Source organism: Nonomuraea sp. NPDC049129 (genome assembly GCF_040648495.1).
In the GTDB taxonomy this organism is placed as follows: domain Bacteria; phylum Actinomycetota; class Actinomycetes; order Streptosporangiales; family Streptosporangiaceae; genus Nonomuraea.
Window position 1 is genome coordinate 232514 of the sequence record NZ_JBEZDU010000004.1, and the last position, 17535, is coordinate 250048.

General features: G+C 69.6%; 12 protein-coding genes. 2 read left to right on the forward strand and 10 right to left on the reverse strand.

Translation table 11 applies throughout. The features are described 5' to 3' along the window. The first annotated feature begins 3 nt into the window (after positions 1–3). On the forward strand, positions 4–510 hold the full coding sequence (locus AB0B64_RS13925; RefSeq protein ID WP_357941999.1) for a helix-turn-helix domain-containing protein: 507 nt from the start codon (positions 4–6) through the stop codon (positions 508–510). 129 nt (positions 511–639) lie between these two features. On the opposite strand, the gene AB0B64_RS13930 is transcribed toward AB0B64_RS13925, so the two are convergent. From AB0B64_RS13930 to AB0B64_RS13960, 7 genes are all read right to left on the reverse strand, one after another. Further along, positions 640–1197 carry a hypothetical protein gene (locus AB0B64_RS13930; RefSeq protein WP_357942001.1) on the reverse strand — a complete coding sequence of 186 codons (558 nt, stop codon included), beginning with the start codon at positions 1195–1197 and terminating at the stop codon, positions 640–642. Between the two features lie 162 nt (positions 1198–1359). Continuing rightward, the gene (locus tag AB0B64_RS13935; RefSeq protein WP_358177297.1) at positions 1360–2787 is read right to left on the reverse strand and encodes a hypothetical protein; all 1428 of its coding nucleotides are present in this window, start codon (positions 2785–2787) and stop codon (positions 1360–1362) included. Beyond that, positions 2787–3350 carry a LemA family protein gene (locus AB0B64_RS13940; protein WP_357942005.1) on the reverse strand — a complete coding sequence of 188 codons (564 nt, stop codon included), beginning with the start codon at positions 3348–3350 and terminating at the stop codon, positions 2787–2789. Before AB0B64_RS13940 ends, AB0B64_RS13935 begins: the two co-directional genes overlap by 1 nt. 117 nt (positions 3351–3467) lie before the next feature. Continuing rightward, entirely contained in the window at positions 3468–4721 is a 1254-nt protein-coding gene (gene efeB, locus AB0B64_RS13945) for an iron uptake transporter deferrochelatase/peroxidase subunit (RefSeq protein WP_358177300.1), read from the reverse strand. 13 nt (positions 4722–4734) lie between these two features. Continuing rightward, positions 4735–5874: an iron uptake system protein EfeO gene (gene efeO / locus AB0B64_RS13950; protein ID WP_358177303.1), complete on the reverse strand. Its 1140-nt coding sequence runs from the start codon at positions 5872–5874 to the stop codon at positions 4735–4737. After that, a complete protein-coding gene (gene efeU / locus AB0B64_RS13955) occupies positions 5867–6724 on the reverse strand; it encodes an iron uptake transporter permease EfeU (RefSeq protein WP_358177306.1) in 858 nt (285 codons plus the stop codon). The genes efeO and efeU overlap by 8 nt, the downstream gene beginning before the upstream one ends. A 122-nt stretch (positions 6725–6846) precedes the next feature. After that, entirely contained in the window at positions 6847–10071 is a 3225-nt protein-coding gene (locus AB0B64_RS13960; protein WP_358177309.1) for a GH92 family glycosyl hydrolase, read from the reverse strand. 232 nt (positions 10072–10303) lie between these two features. Here AB0B64_RS13960 and AB0B64_RS13965 point away from each other — a divergent pair, with 232 nt between their 5' ends. After that, positions 10304–11725, forward strand: a complete 1422-nt coding sequence (locus tag AB0B64_RS13965; protein ID WP_358177312.1) for a carboxyl transferase domain-containing protein — start codon at positions 10304–10306, stop codon at positions 11723–11725. Between the two features lie 111 nt (positions 11726–11836). Here the strand turns inward: AB0B64_RS13965 and AB0B64_RS13970 are convergent, their stop codons facing one another. Genes AB0B64_RS13970 through AB0B64_RS13980 form a run of 3 tightly spaced genes read right to left on the reverse strand, consistent with a single transcriptional unit; the run spans position 11837 to position 17334 of the window. After that, positions 11837–14689 (reverse strand): AAA family ATPase, encoded by a 2853-nt coding sequence (locus AB0B64_RS13970; protein ID WP_358177315.1) that lies wholly within the window; start codon positions 14687–14689, stop codon positions 11837–11839. A 48-nt stretch (positions 14690–14737) separates the two neighbouring features. Further along, a complete protein-coding gene (locus AB0B64_RS13975) occupies positions 14738–16561 on the reverse strand; it encodes a 2-isopropylmalate synthase (RefSeq protein ID WP_358177318.1) in 1824 nt (607 codons plus the stop codon). A gap of 2 nt (positions 16562–16563) precedes the next feature. Then, positions 16564–17334 (reverse strand): AfsR/SARP family transcriptional regulator, encoded by a 771-nt coding sequence (locus tag AB0B64_RS13980; protein WP_358177321.1) that lies wholly within the window; start codon positions 17332–17334, stop codon positions 16564–16566. Positions 17335–17535: the final 201 nt, after the last annotated feature.

Sequence of the window (17535 nt, forward strand, 5' to 3'; positions counted from 1 at the left end):
GCCATGGCAAGCCGGATCAGGCTGGAGGACAGGGAGTGCCCGCTGTCCACGACGGTGGAACACGTCGGCGAGTGGTGGACGCTGCTGATCCTCCACGACGCCTTCGACGGCTACACCCGCTTCGACCAGTTCCAGGAGAGCCTGGGCATCTCCTCCAGCATGCTCACCACCCGGCTGAAAACCCTCGTCGCCGACGGACTGCTGGAGCGCCGGCCCTACCAGACCAACCCCGTGCGTCACGAGTACGTCCTCACCGAGCTCGGGCGCTCCCTCCGACCGGTGGTCGTCGCCCTGGCCGCGTGGGGCAACTCCCGTCTCACACCGGCCGACCGCAGCATGATCCTCATCGACGCGCACAGCGGCGAGGAAGTCGAGCCCATCGTCGTTGACGCCAAGACCGGCCGTCGACTCGACGACAGCGACACCTACGTCTTCACCGCAGGTCCTGCGGCCAGCGACGCCATGCGCCACCGATACGCGACACGACCGACCACCCCCGCGCAGGCGTAGGGCCGCCCAAGCATCGCCATCATGGGTTGGGCCCCCGGAGCCCATCTGAGCTGGAGGGAGTCATCGGCGCGGCCCAACCCGGTGAACCTTCCCGGTCACAGCACCAACCGGTGATCGGCAAGATCACGATCAGGGGTGTTTGACGAACATTTCGAAGTCGTTGAAGCCGTCGGCGAATACGTGCACATACTGTTCGTTGAACAGCTCATGCCAGTTGTTGTCGAGGTCCTGCGCGGCGATGACCTCCTTGGTTATCTTCACGTTCTTCTGGCGCCCCGGCGGCGTGTTCGGAGTGGTCACCGTAAGTGTCAGGCTCGTGAGGTCTTTCCAGCGGAAGTGATGGGTCGGCTTCGGACCGGCCAGCAGGTGGACCGTGCTGTGGGTGTTTTGAAAATCACCAAATTTCTGCAGATGTTCCTGGTCGGGGTCGCAGCCGTTGGTGTTCGTCCTGATGAGCCGGGTCCAGGTGTCGCTACCGGACGCATCCCGGTAGCGTGCGGTCACCCACACGGGAATGCATTCGTTGGTGTTGGAGAGTTCGCCAACGTCGAACCACATGCTGAATGCCTTGAAGTCCTCGTCACCGGCGGCTGACGCGGGTGCCGCGTTGAACGGGGCGGCGATCAGCGTCGCCCCCAGAAGTACCGTGGCCGCCTTGCGGAATCCTCGAATGGTGCAAATGCCCATGTGACCCTCGTTCCTCTCTCCTGAGCTGCCCCTCCAGAATCCCGTGCGTAGCGCCGCAGGAAGATCCCCAGATTTGGGGGTGTCGCTGCTCCGCCGAGGTGAATATCCGTAAGCGCATGCCCCTTTTGGAGCCGATCGAGGGCCGTAAGGCCGGCGGCACGATCAGTAACCCATACCGCCGTCCTGCCCTCGCCACCCCGGACGGACCTCGCCGAGGTTGCGTGGGGCGTCGATCAGGTGGTCCCGGGTGTCGGCGTAGTGGCCTCGGTGGGCGGTGTTCCGTAGCACCTCGATCTCGCCGATCCAGCCGACCCGCCGCCCGGCCCTGGCGCGGACCACATCGCCCTCCGACAGGCGGCTCCACTGGTCCTCGGCCACGCCGTACGCCTTGAGCTCGCGGCCCCGGCCCTCGTCGACGGCGCACCAGTAGACGTACTTCGGCCGGTTCTCGTTGCCTCCCGACCGGCGTCTGCGCAGGCGGACGATCTGGCCTTCGATCCAGGTCTGGCCGGTGAGGTCCAGGAGGGCGCGGCCGGCGGGCACGGCGGCGATCGCGAGGCCGACGGCGAAGCCGCCGGGCTGGGCCAGGGCCTGCGGCCACAGCTCGAACGCGGACAGGGCGATCAGCACGATCCACGTCCAGAAGCCGGCGAAGAACCCCGCCGCCAGGCCGCGGCCGATGGCGTGCAGCGGCGGCCTGCCCCAGATGAGCCGTGACGGGTAGCGTACGTCCACCGCGTGCCACATGCCGCCATAGTCGGACCAGGCCCGGCGGTCGTCGGCGGGCACGCTCACCGGCAGGCTGCGCACCGCGCGCGGCGCGAGCCCGAGGGCGGCCGCGTACGCCAGGGGGCGGCCCCAGATGGTCACGCTCGCCGCGGGCTTGTCGGCGAAGCGGGAGTTCGACAGGCTCTCGCGTACGGCCAGCCAGTGCCCCGCCGCCTGGACGCCCAGGTCGGTGCCGCGTTCGCCGTTCAGCCGGCCCGCCAGGTAGACCAGCGCGGCGTAGGCGAGGACGCCCGCGCCGATGCCGCCGTCGCGGTCGGAGCCGGTGTCGGCCACGGTCACCGCGACGGCCACCAGCGTGGCGGGCACCAGCGCCGCCGCGAACAGCAGCGTCGCGTGTGCCCGGCTCCAGCGCGCCCGCGACAGTCCCCGCCGCCGGGCGTCGGCGATGACCTTCTTGCGGAAGCTCTTCCACCAGCGGCCCAGGTTGCGCGAGCCCTCGGCCAGCGCGCCGGTCGCCACGACGCCGTCGCGCGCGAGTGAGCGCACGTGCTCATAGACAAGCTGCTCGTACGGGTTCAGCCCCTCGGCCTTGCGCAGCCGTACCAGCGACAGCTCCGGTCCGACCTCCTCGATCTGGACGGCGCCCCGCGCGGCGAGGTCGAGCAGGGTGGCCGAGGCGGCCTCGTCGCACAGGCGCCAGCCACCGGTGATGAGGTCGACCACGGCGAGCGATTCGTCCGCGAGTGCCCCGCTGGGCGGGCCGGGGGTGATGTCCGGGGTGCGGGTCGCGACCGCCAGGGCCAGCAGGAGCAGCGCCCACAAGGCGGTGGCGACGGCCGCCGCGGCGAACCAGACGGCCATCAGAACCGCACCTGTACGGGCCCGCGCTCCTCGCCGGGCGCCTGGAAGTATTCGCGGGCGGTGAACCCGCCCATGCCCGCGACGATGTTGGCCGGGACGGTCTGGATCGCGTTGCTGTAGGTGAGGACGGCGTCGTTGTAGTACTGGCGGGAGTAGGCGATCCGGTTCTCGGTGGTGGCCAGTTCTTCCTGGAGTTCGGCGAAGTTCTGGCTGGCCTTGAGGTCGGGGTAGGAATCGGCGACCGCTGTAGGGGGCACGAGCTGTTGCTGGCGCTCGCTATGCAAGTCGGAGGTTACCGGTAGAACTGTTGTTGGATTCCTTCGGCTGGCTTGGTTGCGACGGATGGTAGTCGTGCGGTAATTTTCTGTCACAGCCGGGTGTCTGACTGGCGCTCGGTCCCCGCCCTCGTTGGTGTTCGCATCAACGGGACAGTGTCCGGCGGGGCGGTGGCCCAAGAGGTGCACTCCCTCCAGCAGTGCGCAGTCAGGCCCTGACAACGCGGTTCTCAACCACGGTCCGCCCGGCTTGCCGGACGGACGCGGCTTCGGCTTCCACCGGATCACTGCCCGGCCTCGGTCGGGTGCGACGAGGCTACGCCGATGTCCGTTTTACTTAGGTAAACACAGGGAACCGAAGACGCTTGCAAGCGGCTGTACGACAGGCGTTGGGCGCGCGCCCAGTCAGGCGAAGAGCGCGCGTCCCCAGTAGTCACCCGCGTCCCGCATCCCCGGCGGGCAGGCCCACAGCCCGCTGGAGATGTGCTTGATGTACTCGTTGAGTGCGTCGCTCTTGGCCAGCCGCATCTGCACCGGCACGAACTGCTTGCGCGGATCCCGCTGGTAGGCGATGAAGAACAGCCCGGCGTCCAGGCGGCCGAGCCCGTCGGAGCCGTCCACGAAGTTGTAGCCCCTGCGCAGCAGGTGGGCGTCGCCGTTGGTGCTGGGGTGGGCCAGCCGGACGTGGGCGTCGGCCTTGATGAGCGGCCCGCCGTCGGCGCCCTTGGCCGCGAAGTCCAGCGGGTCGAACTCCGCCTTCTTGCCCAGCGGCGCGCCGGCGCCCTTGTCCCGGCCGAAGATGGCCTCCTGCTCGGCCAGCGAGGTACGGTCCCAGGTCTCGACCATCATGCGGATCTTCCGGGTGACCATGTAGCTGCCGCCGGTCATCCAGGCGGGGCCGTCCTGGGCGTCCACCCACAGCTGCCGGCGCAGCAGTTCGGCGTCCTCCAGTTTGAGGTTGTTCGTGCCGTCCTTGAAGCCCATCAGGTTGCGCGGCGTCGCCTGGGCGCGCGAGGTGGAGGACGTACGGCCGAAGCCGAGCTGGGACCAGCGGACCGACACCTTGCCGAAGCCGATCCTGGCCAGGTTGCGGATGGCGTGCACGGCGACCTGGGGGTCGTGCGCGCACGCCTGCACGCAGATGTCGCCACCGGATATTTCCGGAATGAGCGCCTCGCCAGGAAATTTCGGGAGATCGGCGAGGGCGGCGGGGCGCTTGCCCGCCAGGCCGAACCGCTTGTCGAAGAGCGACGGCCCGAAGCCGATCGTCAGCGTCAAGCCGGAGGCGGGCAGGCCGAGCGCCTCGCCCGTGTCGTCGGGCGCCGCCTCGGGAACCCCGCCGAGCGTGCCGAACGTGCCCGCCTCCTTGCCCTGCACCATCCGGGCGGCCGCGGCCGTCCACTCCTGCAGCAGCTCGACCAGCTCGGCCCGCTTGTCGGTGGTCACGTCGAAGGAGACGAAGTGCAGCCGGTCCTGGGCGGGCGTGACGATGCCCGCCTGGTGCTCGCCGTAGAAGGAGACGGGGTCGGAGATCGAGGCCGCGTGCGCGACCGGCGGCTCTTCGAGCAGCGAGCGCGTGGCCACGGCGCCGACGCCGACGGCCGCCGCCCCCGCCGCGCCCATGCCGAACAGCTTCCTGCGGCTCATGCGCTCGCTCATGGTCCTGCCTCTCCTACTTCGTCACGATCGGGGCGATCTTGCTGATCGGCTCGGCCAGCGCGTTGATCGCGTCCGACAGCGCCTTCAGCTCGGCCTTGGACAGCTCGTTGTGCAGCTGCCAGCCATCGCCCTTCTGGTGCTTGCCCAAGGCGGCCTCGGCCGCGGCGAACTTCTCGTCCAGCGTCTTGACCAGGTCGGGCGCGCGCTCGTCCAGCACCGGGCGGAGCGCCTGCACGGCGGCCTTGGACCCCTGCAGGTTGGCGTCGAAGTCCCACAGGTCGGTGTGCGACCAGGTGTCCTCCTCGCCGGTGATCTTGCCGGTGGCGACCTCGTCGAGCAGCTCCTTGGCGCCGTTGGCCAGGTTGAGCGGGGTCAGCTCGGCGGAGTTGGACTTCGCCACGATGGTCTTGACGTCGGCGATCAGCTTGTCGGCCACCGGGCCGTCCTTGCTGATGTCCTTGGTGATCCAGAGATCCTTCTCGATCTTGTGGAAGCCGGTCCACTTCTCGCCGGCCGCCAGGTCGGCCTCGCGGGCGTCGATCGCCGGGTCCAGGTCGCCGAAGATCTCCGCGACCGGCTCGATGCGCTCCCAGTACGTACGCGCGACCGGGAAGAGCTCCTTGCCCTTGGCGATGTCGCCCGCCTTGACCGCGTCGACGAACTCCTGCGTCTTGACCAGCAGCGTGTCGCTCTGCGTCTTGATGTAGCGCTTGTAGCTGGCGGTGGCCTCGGCCAGCTTGGCGTTGTCGGTGAGCGGCTTGTGCTCACCGGTCACCTTGAGCGCGTTGCGCAGGCCCTTGCCCACCATGCCGGGCTTGCAGGCCGTCTCGTACGACCCGGCGGGCAGCTCGGCGATGACCTCGCGGGTCAGGCCCGGCACGATGTTCTCCACCTCGGCCATGACGCGGTCGCCCGGCGCGTACACGTAAAACTCGGTGACCTTGCTGCCGCCGTTGGTGATCGTGAACGTGCTGGTGCCCGCGGGCACCTCAGCGGTGGCGACCTTGCACTCGGTGTCGGAGGCGGCGACGCTGATCTTCCCCGGCTTGGCGGATGCGGCGGAGCCGGGCGTGGCCGGCGTACCGGAGCCGCAGGCGGCCAGGGTGAACGCCCCGAACACCAAGGCGAGGCCGCGGGCGGTGGAGTTAAGCATGACGCTCCTGTTCGGGCGCGGCGGTGGACTTCGCCGGGGCTGAGGTCGACTGGGGGCGGCGCAGGAAGAGGATGAGGGTCGGGACGAGATAGAGGACCCAGGCCAGGGCCTCCAGCACGCTCGGCTGAGGAGTGATGTTGAGCATTCCGGCCAGCAGCGCGCCATACCAGGAGTCGGCGGGCAGGATCGCGCTGATGTCGAAGGCGTAGGTGGTCAGGCCCGGAAGGATGTTGGCCTCCTGCAGGTCGTGCACGCCGTACTTGAAGATGCCGGCGGCCACCAGGATCAGCAGCAGGCCCGTCCAGGTGAAGAACTTGGTGAGGTTGATCTTCAGGGCGCTGCGATAGATGCCCCACCCGATCGCCACCGAGGTGAGCAGGCCCAGGCTGATGCCGATGAGCGGCGACGCGGTGGTGGTGGCGCCTTGGACGGAGGCGAAGAACAGCAGTGCCGTCTCCAGCCCTTCACGGGCCACGGCCAGGAAGGCCATCACGACCACGGCGAGCGAGCCCATCTCGAGCGCCTCCGTGAGCTTGCCGCGCAGCTCCTTGGAGAGCGCGCGGGCCATCCGGCGCATCCAGAAGATCATCCAGGTGACGAACACCACGGCCAGCAGCGAGGTGATCGCGTCGAAGAGTTCCTGCCCCGTGTGACCGAGGTTGGCCGCCGTGAAGGTCAGCAGCGCGCCGAACCCGACGGCCAGCGCGAGGGCGGCCACGACGCCGATCCAGACGTGAGGCAGCTTGTCCTTTCGGTCACTTTTGACCAGGAAGGCGATCAGGACTGAGACGACGAGTGTCGCCTCCAGTCCTTCACGCAGTCCTATGAGGTAGCTGGCGAACACCGACACTCCCGCACGCTGTAGGAAAGGCTTACCTAAATTAGGGCAGGTGGAGCCTACATAATGCAAGCGCGCTGTCGCACAAAAGCGCGGCTCCCCCCTGCCAGGCAGGGGGGAGCCGCGGCTAAAAATCAGGCAAATGCCCAGGTGAAGATGTGCATCGCCCCCTCCTGGACCGGCGAGAAGGTGATGCTCTTCACCCTCTTGGCCGGGTCGAGCGCGATCGGCTGCGCCGCGAAGACGTACGAGCCGAGGGGCCGCATCATCCACGAACCGTTGTAGAGCTGATACGGCGTCGAGGCCACGACCTGGTTGCCGTATCGGGGCTGGCCGCCCCCGAAGTCCAGCATCCAGTCACTGAGCCCGAGCTTGCCGGTGCCGGTGGAGCCGTCGGTGTAGGTGATCGTCGCGGTCACCTCCGACCAGCCGTTGGTGGTCGAGCCCAGGAAGGCGATCTTCGTGGCCCCGGCGGGCGCGGCCACCTCGATCGGCTGGGTCCCCACCTTGACGTTGTCCCATTCGCCGGGCTTGCGGTTCGGCCAGGTGAACTCGAAGCCGTTCCAGGAAACCTTGCCGCCCGGCTTGAGCCCGGCGGCGGCCAGGGCCTGCCCCGAGTAGCTGAAGGCCGCCGCGTCGAGGTTGGCCAGGCCCGACTCGGCGTCGTCCCCGATGCCCGCGAGGTTGTGCGACCACTCGGGCGTGCCGCGGGTGGCCACGTTCAGCCGCACGCTGGCCGTGAGGTCGCTGACGATCGTGGCGCCGCCGGAGTAGGTCGGCGCGGTGACGGAGATCGGCACGGTGACGAAGCCGAGCGCGGTGCCCGAGGCCACCGAGACCTGGACCGCCTGAGTGGCCTTGCCCAGCGCCGGGACGGTCAGTGTGCCGCTCGCCGGGGTCACGGTGATCCCGGCCGGCGGCTTGGCCTGCCACTTGACGGTGCCGGCGGCGCCCGTGGACTGCACCGCGAGCGTGGCCGCGAAGGTCCCGCCCGGCTCGACGGGCCCGCTGCCGGGGTTGAACCCGGCCAGGTAGGTCTTGGCGCCCTCGTTGAAGCTCGGCGGCGCGTTCGACGTGCCGGTGCCGAACGTGGTGTTCGGCGAGGCGCCGAGCGTGAAGTCGAGCCGGCCGCCCTGCAGGGCGAACGACTCGGGCAGCCACGCCTTGCCGGACGTCGTCCCGTTGACCTTGAGCGACTGGATGTAGCGGTTGGTGGAGCCGGGGGAGTAGATGTCGATGTTGCCCTGGGGCCGCTTGATGCTGATCCTGTCGAACAGCGGGGTGTTGACCAGCAGCTCGGCCCGGCCGGGGATCGCGGGGAACAGGCCCATCGCCGACCAGACGTACCAGGACGCCATCGCGCCCAGGTCGTCGTTGCCGACCAGCCCGTCAGGTCCTGGCTTGAAGAGCTCCTGCTGCACCCGCCGGACCAGGTCCTGGGTCTTGTACGGCTGCCCGGCCCATGCGTACAGCCACGGCGACGGCAGCGCGGGCTCGTTGCCGAGGTAGGCGTAGGGCTCGTTCGGCCCGGCGTTGAGCGCCTTGAAGTAGGCGTCCAGCCGGGGGATGGCCTTGGCGTTGCCGCCCATCGCGTCGAACAGCCCGCGCGGGTTGTGCTGGACCATCCAGTGGTACTGGGCGCCGTTGCCCTCGATGTAGGAGTCGGGGCTGGCGGGGTCGAAGGGCGAGGTGAACGACCCGTCCGCCATCTTGGGCTGGATCCAGGAGTTGGCCGGGTTGTAGGTGTTCTGCCAGGACTGCGAGCGCTTCATGAAGGTGGCGGAGACGTCGCGGTAGCCGAGCCGGGAGGCCAGCTGGGCGATGCCGAAGTCGGCGATGCCGTACTCCAGCGTCATGGACGGGTCCGAGACGACGTAGCCCTTGTTCATGAAGGCGGCGTTGCCCGGCCGCTCGTCGTACTTGATCTGCGGGTGGCCGATGTCCATCCCGCCGACCCGCTGGGCCGCCGTGACCATCGACTTCATCGCGTCGGCCGCCGGGAAGTTCCGGGCGCCGAAGGCGTACAGGCTGGAGACGATCGAGTGGTACGGGTCGCCGACCATGACGCCGGTGATCTCGTTCTGCAGCGACCAGCGGTCCCAGACGTCGCCGAGCAGGTGCGCGTTCTCGTACATGGTCTGGGCGATGTCGCTGCCCACGGCCGGGTCGAGCAGGGCCAGGAGCTGCACCTCGCTGCGGTAGACGTCCCAGCCGGAGAACGTCGCGTAGTGGTGGCGGCCGGCGGCGACGGTGTGGAGCTTGCCGTCCGAGCCGGTGTAGGTGCCGTCGGCGTCCTCGGCGACGTGCGGCTGCAGCAGCGCGTGGTAGAGGTTGCTGTAGAAGGTGCGCCGCTGGTCGGTGGTGCCGCCGGAGACCAGCACCTGGCTGAGCCGGTCGTTCCAGATGGAGGCCCCGTTCAGGGCGACCGAGTCGTACCCGGTGGTGCCGACCTCCGCGTCGAGGTTCTTCTTCGCGCCGTCCACGCTCACGTACGACAGGCCGACCCGCATCTGCACCGGCTTGGTGCCGTCGAACTCCAGGTAGGCGCCCGAGCCGGGCCCGTTCACGACGACGTCGCCCGCCGTCACGGCCTCCGCCTCGGCGACCTTGGCGGCCGAGGCGTTCTTGACGGACAGGGCGCTCGGCTGGACGAGGTCGTCCTTCCAGGTGCCGTAGGACGTGATCGGCTGGTCGAAGGTGGCGTGGAAGTAGACCTTGTAGCGCATCGGCGTGCCGCAGAAGCCGCCGGTCTGCACCCAGCCCTGGACGGTGTTGCCACTGATCTTGGTCTCGCCGTCGTCCACGCCGTTGATCGAGCCGCTGGTGTTGAGCAGCAGCGTGCCCGGCTTGCCGGCGGGGAAGGTGAACCGCCCGACGCCGGCCCGCTGGGTCGCGGCCAGCTCCGCCTTCACCCCGGTGTCGAGGGTGGTGGTGTAGGAGCCCGGCGTGGACTTCTCATTGTCATGCTTGTACGTCTGGACGTAGTCCATGCCATGCGTAGCAGGCGACTTATCGATTTTTCCGGAGATCGGCATCACGGGGAAGTCCTGCGCCCCGGTGCAGCCAGGGCCGTTGATGTGGGTCATGGAGAAGCCACGTAAGCGGTTGTCCTCCCACTTGTAGCCACCTCCGGCGTTCGCCACCGTGTCGGGGCTCCACTGCATCATCCCGAACGGCAGGACGGCGCCGGGGAAGTTCATCCCGGCGCCACCGCCGTGACCGAAGTCGGGACCCGCCTCCTGAGTGCCGAGGAAAGTGTTGACCAACGCGACCGGATACGGTTCTGGGGCGGTCCCCGGAGCGGCGGTAACAGCGGCGCCTGCCGGGATCGCCGTCGCGGCCACAAGGGCGGCGACCATCGGTAAAGACCACAGAGACAAGGTCGTCCTCCAGGATTGAGATCATTTCATGGCAGCGTGAATCGCCCTCGCGCGTCAACGCGCAGAAGTTCCGGCCACAAGTTGCCACCGGCCTGACGACCACCGGCGGAGTTGCTAGGGGTTGGCTGATAACGGCGCCCTTGACAAATTCGGCGTTACTCCTGGTCGATTCACGACTTCTGATCGATTCACGGCAGCAGGGAAATGGCCCATGTCCACTGTTCTGGTCGAGCAATCCGCAGACACCCGATCGCCGTCCGTCCGCCTCGCGCGGCTGGCGGATCCCGGCTCTCTCATGCCGCTCCACGCCGCCGACGACAGCGGTGTCCAGGCCGTGTCCGGCCTGGTCGGCGGCTCGCCCATCGTCGCCTACTGCACCGACGCCACGCGGATGGGCGGCGCGCTGGGCGCGCATGGCGCCCGTCACATCGTGGCCGCCATCGAGACCGCCGTACGGCTCGACTGCCCGGTGATCGGGTTATGGCATTCGGGCGGGGCCCGGCTCGCGGACGGCGTTGAATCCATGGACGGCGTGGGCCGGATGTTCGCCGCCATGACGAAGGCGTCCGGTGTTGTTCCGCAGATCTCGGTCATTCTCGGGCCCGCCGCGGGCGCCGCGGCTTATGGCCCGGCGCTCACCGATATCGTCATCATGGCCGACGCGGGGCGCGTCTTCGTGACCGGTCCCGATATCGTGCGGAGCGTCACCGGCGAGAAAATCGACATGGCCGGGCTCGGCGGTCCGGAAGCGCACGGCGGTAAATCCGGGGTCGCCCACATCGTCGTCGGAAACGAGGACGAGGCATATGAGCGGGCCCGCCGCCTCGCCGGATTCTTCGCCCGCCCCGGCAGCTTCGACCTCGATCTGCTGCAGGACGACTGGGAGGACCTGGGCGCGCTGCTCCCCGAATCGCCGCGCCGCGCCTACGACGTGCGGCCCCTGGTGCGCGGCGTCATGGACCGTGACGAGCGCGGGCCGGTGTTCGAGGAGCTGCAGCCCCGCTGGGCGCCGAACATGCTGGTCGGCCTCGGTCGTCTCGGCGGCCGGACCGTCGGCCTGCTCGCGAACAACCCCCTGCGCAAGGGCGGCTGCCTCGACTCGCTGTCGGCAGAGAAGAGCTCGCGCTTCGTCCGGATGTGCGACGCGCTGGGCGTCCCGCTCGTCGTCCTGGTGGACGTGCCCGGCTACCTGCCGGGAGTCGGGCAGGAATGGGGCGGGGTCGTCCGGCGGGGCGCCAAACTCCTGCACGCCTTCGCCGAGTCGGTCGTGCCCAGGGTCACGCTGATCACCCGCAAGTCGTACGGCGGCGCGTACATCGCCATGAACTCCCGCTCCCTCGGCGCCACCACGGTCTTCGCCTGGCCCGACGCCGAGGTGGCGGTGATGGGCGCCGAGGCGGCGGTCGGCGTCCTGCACAGGAAGGCACTCGCCGCGGCCTCCGAGGTTGAGCGGCCCGAGCTGCTGGCCCGGCTGGTCGAGGAGCACCAGCGGATCTCCGGCGGGGTCGAGCGGGCGATGTCGCTCGGCGTGGTCGACGAGGTCATCGCGCCCGCGACCACGCGCTTCCGGCTCGCCGAGGCCCTTGCCCGCGCACCACACACGAGAGGACGGCATTCGAACATCCCCCTGTGAAGCCCACCAGAACATCCCCTGTGAAAGCCCGCAAACCGGCACACGAGAAGCCCCCGAAAGGCGTGCCATGCGCTTTTCGGGGGCTTATACGCGCTTCTCGGGGCTTTCGCGTCAGCTGAGCACCTGCGCCCGCATGGACTCCTCGCCCGTGAGGCTGGCCGGCAGCTCGGTGCGCCGGGTGACATTGAGCTTGCGGTAGATCCGCGTCAGATGCTGCTCCACCGTGCTCACCGTGATGAACAGCTTGGCGGAGATCTCCCTGTTGGTGTAGCCCTCGGCCGCCAGCGCCGCCACCCGCCGCTCGGCGTCGCTGAGGATTCCCGTCACGCCGGCGGAGTTCGCGGCGCTCCGGTCGCCCTTGCCGCCCCGGCTGAGCGCCAGGGTCAGCGGCTCGGCCTGGCATTCCACCGCGAGCAGCCGGGCGCGCCTGCCGAACATGCCCGCCCGCCGGTACTCGCCGTTGGCGTGGTAGGCCGCCGTCAGGTCGAACAAGGTCCTGGCCAGCTCGTACCGGTCGCCGCCCGATTGCAGCAGGTCGGCCGACTTGCGCAGCAGCATCGGGCGGTGCCGTGTCTCGCTCACCGCGGCCAGCAGGCGCATCGCGATGCCCTGGACCCGCCTGGACTGCTGCCCGCACCGGGCGAGCTGCTCGTCGATCAGGCGGCGCGCCTCCTCGTGGTCGCCCAGGCGGATCAGCGCCTCGGCCGCGTCCGTACGCCACGCGATGAATCCCGGCACGTCCAGCTCCCACCTGCGCATGAGCTCGCCGCAGAGCTGGAAGTCGCGCAGCGCCTGGTGCGGCTGGCCGGCCATGAGGTTGAAGCGGCCCTTGCCGTGCAGGTACTGCAGGCCGAACCGGGTCTCCAGCATCGCCTCGGGCACCGGCTGGTTGAACTGCCGCACATGGTCGTCCAGCCGGCCCATCGCCGCGCCCGCCTGCAGCAGGCTACCCAGCGGCCCGCCGACGGCCACACCCCAGCTGGTGGCCGGGATGATCTCCAGGGCCCGCTGCGCGTCGTAGGCCGCCGCGGCCAGATCGCCCCTGCGCAGGCCGATCTCCGCCCGGATGGCGGACAGCCGGGCCTGCCTGCTCGGCGCGCGCCGCGAGGCCGCCTCGTCGATGAACGCGTCGCACCAGGGCGCCGCCTTGCCCGGCCGGTCCGTGTACGTCAGCGCCAGCAGCGCGGTCTCCACCGTGTCCATCGTCATCTCGTCCAGCCGGGAGCCGCGCAGGATGCGCTCGGCCGTCGCCACGGTCTCCTCACGGGGACCTTGGGTCAGGACGCTGGCCAGCACGCCGGCCGACTCCATCCGGCGGCCGACGACGACGGACGAGGCGGCGTTGCTCGCCTGCTCGCCGCTGACCTCCGGCAGGTGCGGCAGGAACGAGGGGTACAGGCTGCGGAACCAGGGGCGGGCCGCGGCCAGCTCGGCCACGGTCTCCTGGTCCAGCTCGGCCAGCTCGTTGAGGTGGGCCAGGACGTCCTTCGCGTCCGCCACGTGCCCGTGCCACAGCAGGGCCTTGGCCAGCACCACCGTGTCGCCGCCACCCAGGTAGCCCTTGTGCAGGGCGTCGGTCAGCTCGGCCAGGTGCGTGGCGGGGGCACTCGGGTTGATCCGCCATTCCGCCCGTACGAGCGTGGTGGTGATCCTGGCCCGCCGCCGCTCGTCCACGCAGGCCCGCCAGGCGAGCTTGAGGTACTCGATGGCCGACTCCACGCCGTCGTCGCGGAGCGCCTGCCGCGCCGCCTCCTCAAGGACCGAGATGGCCCAGGGGTCGCCGGCGTGGCTGGCCTGCAGCAGGTGCTCGGCGACGACGGCCGCCGGGGCACCGCTCTCGTACGTCAGCTCGGCGGCCCGGCGGTGCAGGTCGATGCGCTCGGCGGCGTCGAGGTCGGCGAGCACGGCCGCCCTGGCCGCCGGGTGGCGGAAGTGACCGTGCTCCAGCACGCCCGCGCCGGTCAGCGCCTGGATCGCCTTGGCGACCGCCGCCTCGCCCTCGTCCAGCAGCCGGTCGGCCGCCGTCTCGCCGCCCGGAGACCGGCCGCCCGGCAGGTCGCCGCTGCTCAGCAGCTTGATGACGGCGCTCTCGCCACCGCCGAGCAGCGGGCCGATCGAGGCGGGTTCGCCCAGTACGGCCAGCGCCCTGGCGACGACCGTCATCCGGCGATCGGCGCGGCGCAAGCAGGCCACCGTGCCCTCGCCGTACCTCGCGCCAGGGGCGCCGGTGGCCTGGAAGTCCTCCACGAGCGCGGTCACCAGCAGCCGGTTGCCGCCGCTCAGCGCGTAGCAGTCGGCCGCGAACCCGTCGGCGGCCGCGGCGCCCGCCCGGACGGTCACCCAGTGCGCCACCTCCTCGGCGGACAGGTGGGTGAGCCGGATGGGCCGGCAGTGCGGCTGCCGCAGCACCTCGGTGTGGAAGAGCGTCTGGACGTGCGCGCTGTGGTCCGGCGCGCTGAAGACCAGCATGACCTGGGCGAACTTGACCCGCCGCGCCAGATAGGCCAGGCAGAGCTGCGAGGCCCGGTCGGCCTGGTGGACGTCGTCCACGACGATCACCAGCGGGCAGCGCTCGGACAGTTCGAGCAGGGCCGCGCAGAGCGCGTCGACGATCTGCACGTCTACGTGGTCGATGGCCTCGGCCTGCGGGTCGCTCGACAGCTGCGAGCTCATGCCCTCGTGCAGCAGGTCCATGGTCGCGGCCCGCTGCTCCTCCGTCAGGGGCGCGTTGTGCAGCAGCTGGGCCAGTACGCCGAGCGGCAGGCCGCTCTCCGCCAGGGATCCCGTGGCGGTGAGCGGTAACGCGCCGTGCTCGAAGGCCTGTTCCGCGAACGCGTACAGGAGCTCGCTCTTGCCGGTCGCGATGGCGCCGGTCACCATGGCGATCCTGCCCTTGCCGGCCACCGTCTCGCGCAGCAGTTCCTCCAGGGAGGTCAGGCCCTCCCGCCGTTCGTCCATGGCCATGATCGGCCTCCCCTTTTTCGTTCGTCGGCTGTCAGAGTCGGCTGGATGTCAGAGTCGGCTGGGTGTCAGAAGGGCAGCCTGCGGCCGGACGGGGTGCGCAGGTCCAGACGGCCTCGGGTACGGGGGCCGCGCGGGCGCTGCCGGTGGATTCTCTTCAGCATCACGGGTCTCCTTCTCCTCGGTGGGTCGTGCGTCGGGGGTGAGGCGGGCGCGGGCGGCGCGGACGGCCGAGTAGGCGGCCGTGGCGATGTCGGCGTCGATGCCGGCGCCCCAGGTGACGGCGCCGCCCATCCGGCACTCGGCGTAGATCACGGTCTCGTCGCCCGAGCGGTCGCCGAGCCCGCTCGGCCGCTCGTGGTCGAGCGGGCGGCCGGTGCGGTGCACGACACGGACCTGGATGCCCCAGGGCGCCAGCACCGAGCCGAGCGCGCGGCAGGCGTCCGCCCGGTCGCCGCCGACGTCGAACCGCCCGTCGATGTACAGCGCCGCCGTCACCGGCTCCCGCCCCACGGGCAGGGGCTCCGACGGGTCGCCGTGGAAGAGGTACTCGGCGCGGAAGATGGCCCCGATCCGGCTCGGCGACAGCTCGCCGCCCACCGCGTCGGCCTGCGCCTGCACCTTGGCCGACAGGTCGGCCTGCATCCCGCGTGGCAGGTTGAGCCCGTGCCAGGCGCTCATCACGTAGGCGACGCCGCCCTTGCCGGACTGGCTGTTCACCCGCACGACCGCCTCGTACGTACGGCCCACGTCCTTGGGGTCGACGGGCAGGTACGGCATGCGCCACGGCAGCTCGGCGACGTCGGCGCCGCTCTCGTCGGCCGTCCGCTCCAGGTCGTCGAAGCCCTTCTTGATGGCGTCCTGGTGCGAGCCGGAGAAGGCGGTGTAGACGAGGTCGCCGCCGTAGGGGTGCCGGGGATGCACGGGCAGCTCGTTGCAGAGCTCGACCGTGCGCCGGATCGCGTTGATGTCGGAGAAGTCGATGCCCGGGTCGATCCCGTGGGCGTACATGTTCATGCCCAGCGTCACCAGGCAGACGTTGCCGGCGCGCTCGCCATTGCCGAACAGGCAGCCCTCGATCCGCTCGGCGCCCGCCAGCAGGGCCAGCTCGGCGGCGGCCACCCCGGTGCCGCGGTCGTTGTGCGGGTGGATGGACAGGCAGACGTGCTCGCGGCGCGACAGGTTGCGGTCGAGCCACTCGATCTGGTCGGCGAACACGTTGGGCAGCGACCGCTCGACCGTCGTCGGGAAGTTGAGGATGATGCCGCGCCCCCGCTCCGGCTGCCAGACGTCCATGACGGCCTCGCACACCTCAAGGGAGAAGTCGAGCTCGGTCTCGTTGAAGAGCTCGGGGGAGTACTGGTAGCCCAGGTCGCAGTCGCGCAGCGTCCGCTCGGCGTACTTCATCATCAGGCGCGTGCCCTGGACGGCCAGGTCCTTGCACTCGGCGCGGCTCATGTCGAAGACCACCCGCCTGAAGAGCGGCGACGTGGCGTTGTACACGTGGATCATGGCGCGCGGCGCCCCTTCGAGGCACTCCACGGTCCGCTCGATCAGCTCGTCGCGGGCCTGCGTGAGCACGGTGATCCGCACGTCGTCGGGGATCCGGTCCCGCTCGATCAGCAGGCGGACGAAGTCGTAGTCGTTCTGGCTGGCGACGGGAAAGCCGACCTCGATCTCCTTGTAGCCGATTTCCACCAGGAGGTCGAACATCTTGAGCTTGCGCTCAGGCGTCATCGGGTTGGCCAGCGACTGGTTGCCGTCACGTAGATCGGTCGATAACCAGCGGGGCGCCGCCACTATCCGATTGCTCGGCCAAGTGCGGTCGGTCAGGTCTACGGGCGTGAATCCGGCGTAACGCTCAAAGCCTTTCATCGTCAGACGTCCTTTCCTGAATGACTTCCTGCTGGAGCGGTCAAATGGAGGTTTTGGATGTCGAAGGCGGGCTCCACACCCAGCTCGGCTTCCAGCAGCGCGCGCAGCCCTTCATAGGCGCGCCAGGCATCGGCGCGTCGGCCCGCGCGGCCGAGTGCCGTGATGAGCTGGGTATGGAAGTTCTCGTTCAAGGGATAGGCGGCCACGAGCACGCGGAGTTCGTCGATGAGTTCGCCGTGCAGGCCCAGCCGGATCCTGGTCTCCAGGTGCATCTCCACCGCCCGCAGCCGCTGTTCGTCGAGCGCGGTGGCGCGCGGGCCGAGCACCGCGCCCCTCGGCACGTCGGCCAGCGGCGGGCCGGACCACATGGACAGCGCTTTCCGAAGGACCAGGTCGGCGGCCTCGTGGTCGCCCGCGCGGTGGTGCCCGGCGGCCCGCTCGACCAGCCGGGGGAAGACGAGCGCGTCCACCCGTCCCGGGTCTGCGCGCAGCAGGTAGCCGGGCGCTCGGGTGACGACCAGCTGGGCCACGGCCGGCCCCATTCTCAGCAGAATTCGGCGGAGGTGATAAATGTGCGTCTGAAGGGTCTTGACGACGTCTTTCGGCTCGTTCTCGCTCCACAATTCATGGATAAGGAGATCGACCTCGACGACCTTTCCAGCGTTGAGCGCGAGTAGCGCGAGAACCTGCCGGACCTTCGGCCCCACCGGGATATGGGGCTGGCCGCGGTCGTCGACCATCTCCATCGGTCCCAGTAACTTGAAATCCGGCATCAGATTCCCTAACGTGAGGATTCTCAGTCCGGTGAGGTGGGATTGGATTCCGTGCCCCGACCGGCGACCTCAAGCTATAGGGGCGGTCGTGACCGGACAAGGCGGATCCCCAGGAGTTCGGGGTGGCGCGCCGAGAGTAGTACGGGGGGTATCTAAAGTACCAATGCCGACTACAACTTTCGGATACCGCCCTTACCGGAT

What these genes read in the sequence shown, in the direction of transcription:
- efeO (WP_358177303.1), bottom strand. Translation starts at nt 5,874, where the DNA reads ATGCTTAACTCCACCGCCCGCGGCCTCGCCTTGGTGTTCGGGGCGTTC.
- AB0B64_RS13980 (WP_358177321.1), bottom strand. Translation starts at nt 17,334, where the DNA reads ATGCCGGATTTCAAGTTACTGGGACCGATGGAGATGGTCGACGACCGC.
- AB0B64_RS13965 (WP_358177312.1), top strand. Translation starts at nt 10,304, where the DNA reads ATGTCCACTGTTCTGGTCGAGCAATCCGCAGACACCCGATCGCCGTCC.
- AB0B64_RS13975 (WP_358177318.1), bottom strand. Translation starts at nt 16,561, where the DNA reads ATGAAAGGCTTTGAGCGTTACGCCGGATTCACGCCCGTAGACCTGACC.
- efeB (WP_358177300.1), bottom strand. Translation starts at nt 4,721, where the DNA reads ATGAGCGAGCGCATGAGCCGCAGGAAGCTGTTCGGCATGGGCGCGGCG.
- AB0B64_RS13925 (WP_357941999.1), top strand. Translation starts at nt 4, where the DNA reads ATGGCAAGCCGGATCAGGCTGGAGGACAGGGAGTGCCCGCTGTCCACG.
- AB0B64_RS13935 (WP_358177297.1), bottom strand. Translation starts at nt 2,787, where the DNA reads ATGGCCGTCTGGTTCGCCGCGGCGGCCGTCGCCACCGCCTTGTGGGCG.
- AB0B64_RS13930 (WP_357942001.1), bottom strand. Translation starts at nt 1,197, where the DNA reads ATGGGCATTTGCACCATTCGAGGATTCCGCAAGGCGGCCACGGTACTT.
- AB0B64_RS13970 (WP_358177315.1), bottom strand. Translation starts at nt 14,689, where the DNA reads ATGGCCATGGACGAACGGCGGGAGGGCCTGACCTCCCTGGAGGAACTG.
- AB0B64_RS13960 (WP_358177309.1), bottom strand. Translation starts at nt 10,071, where the DNA reads ATGGTCGCCGCCCTTGTGGCCGCGACGGCGATCCCGGCAGGCGCCGCT.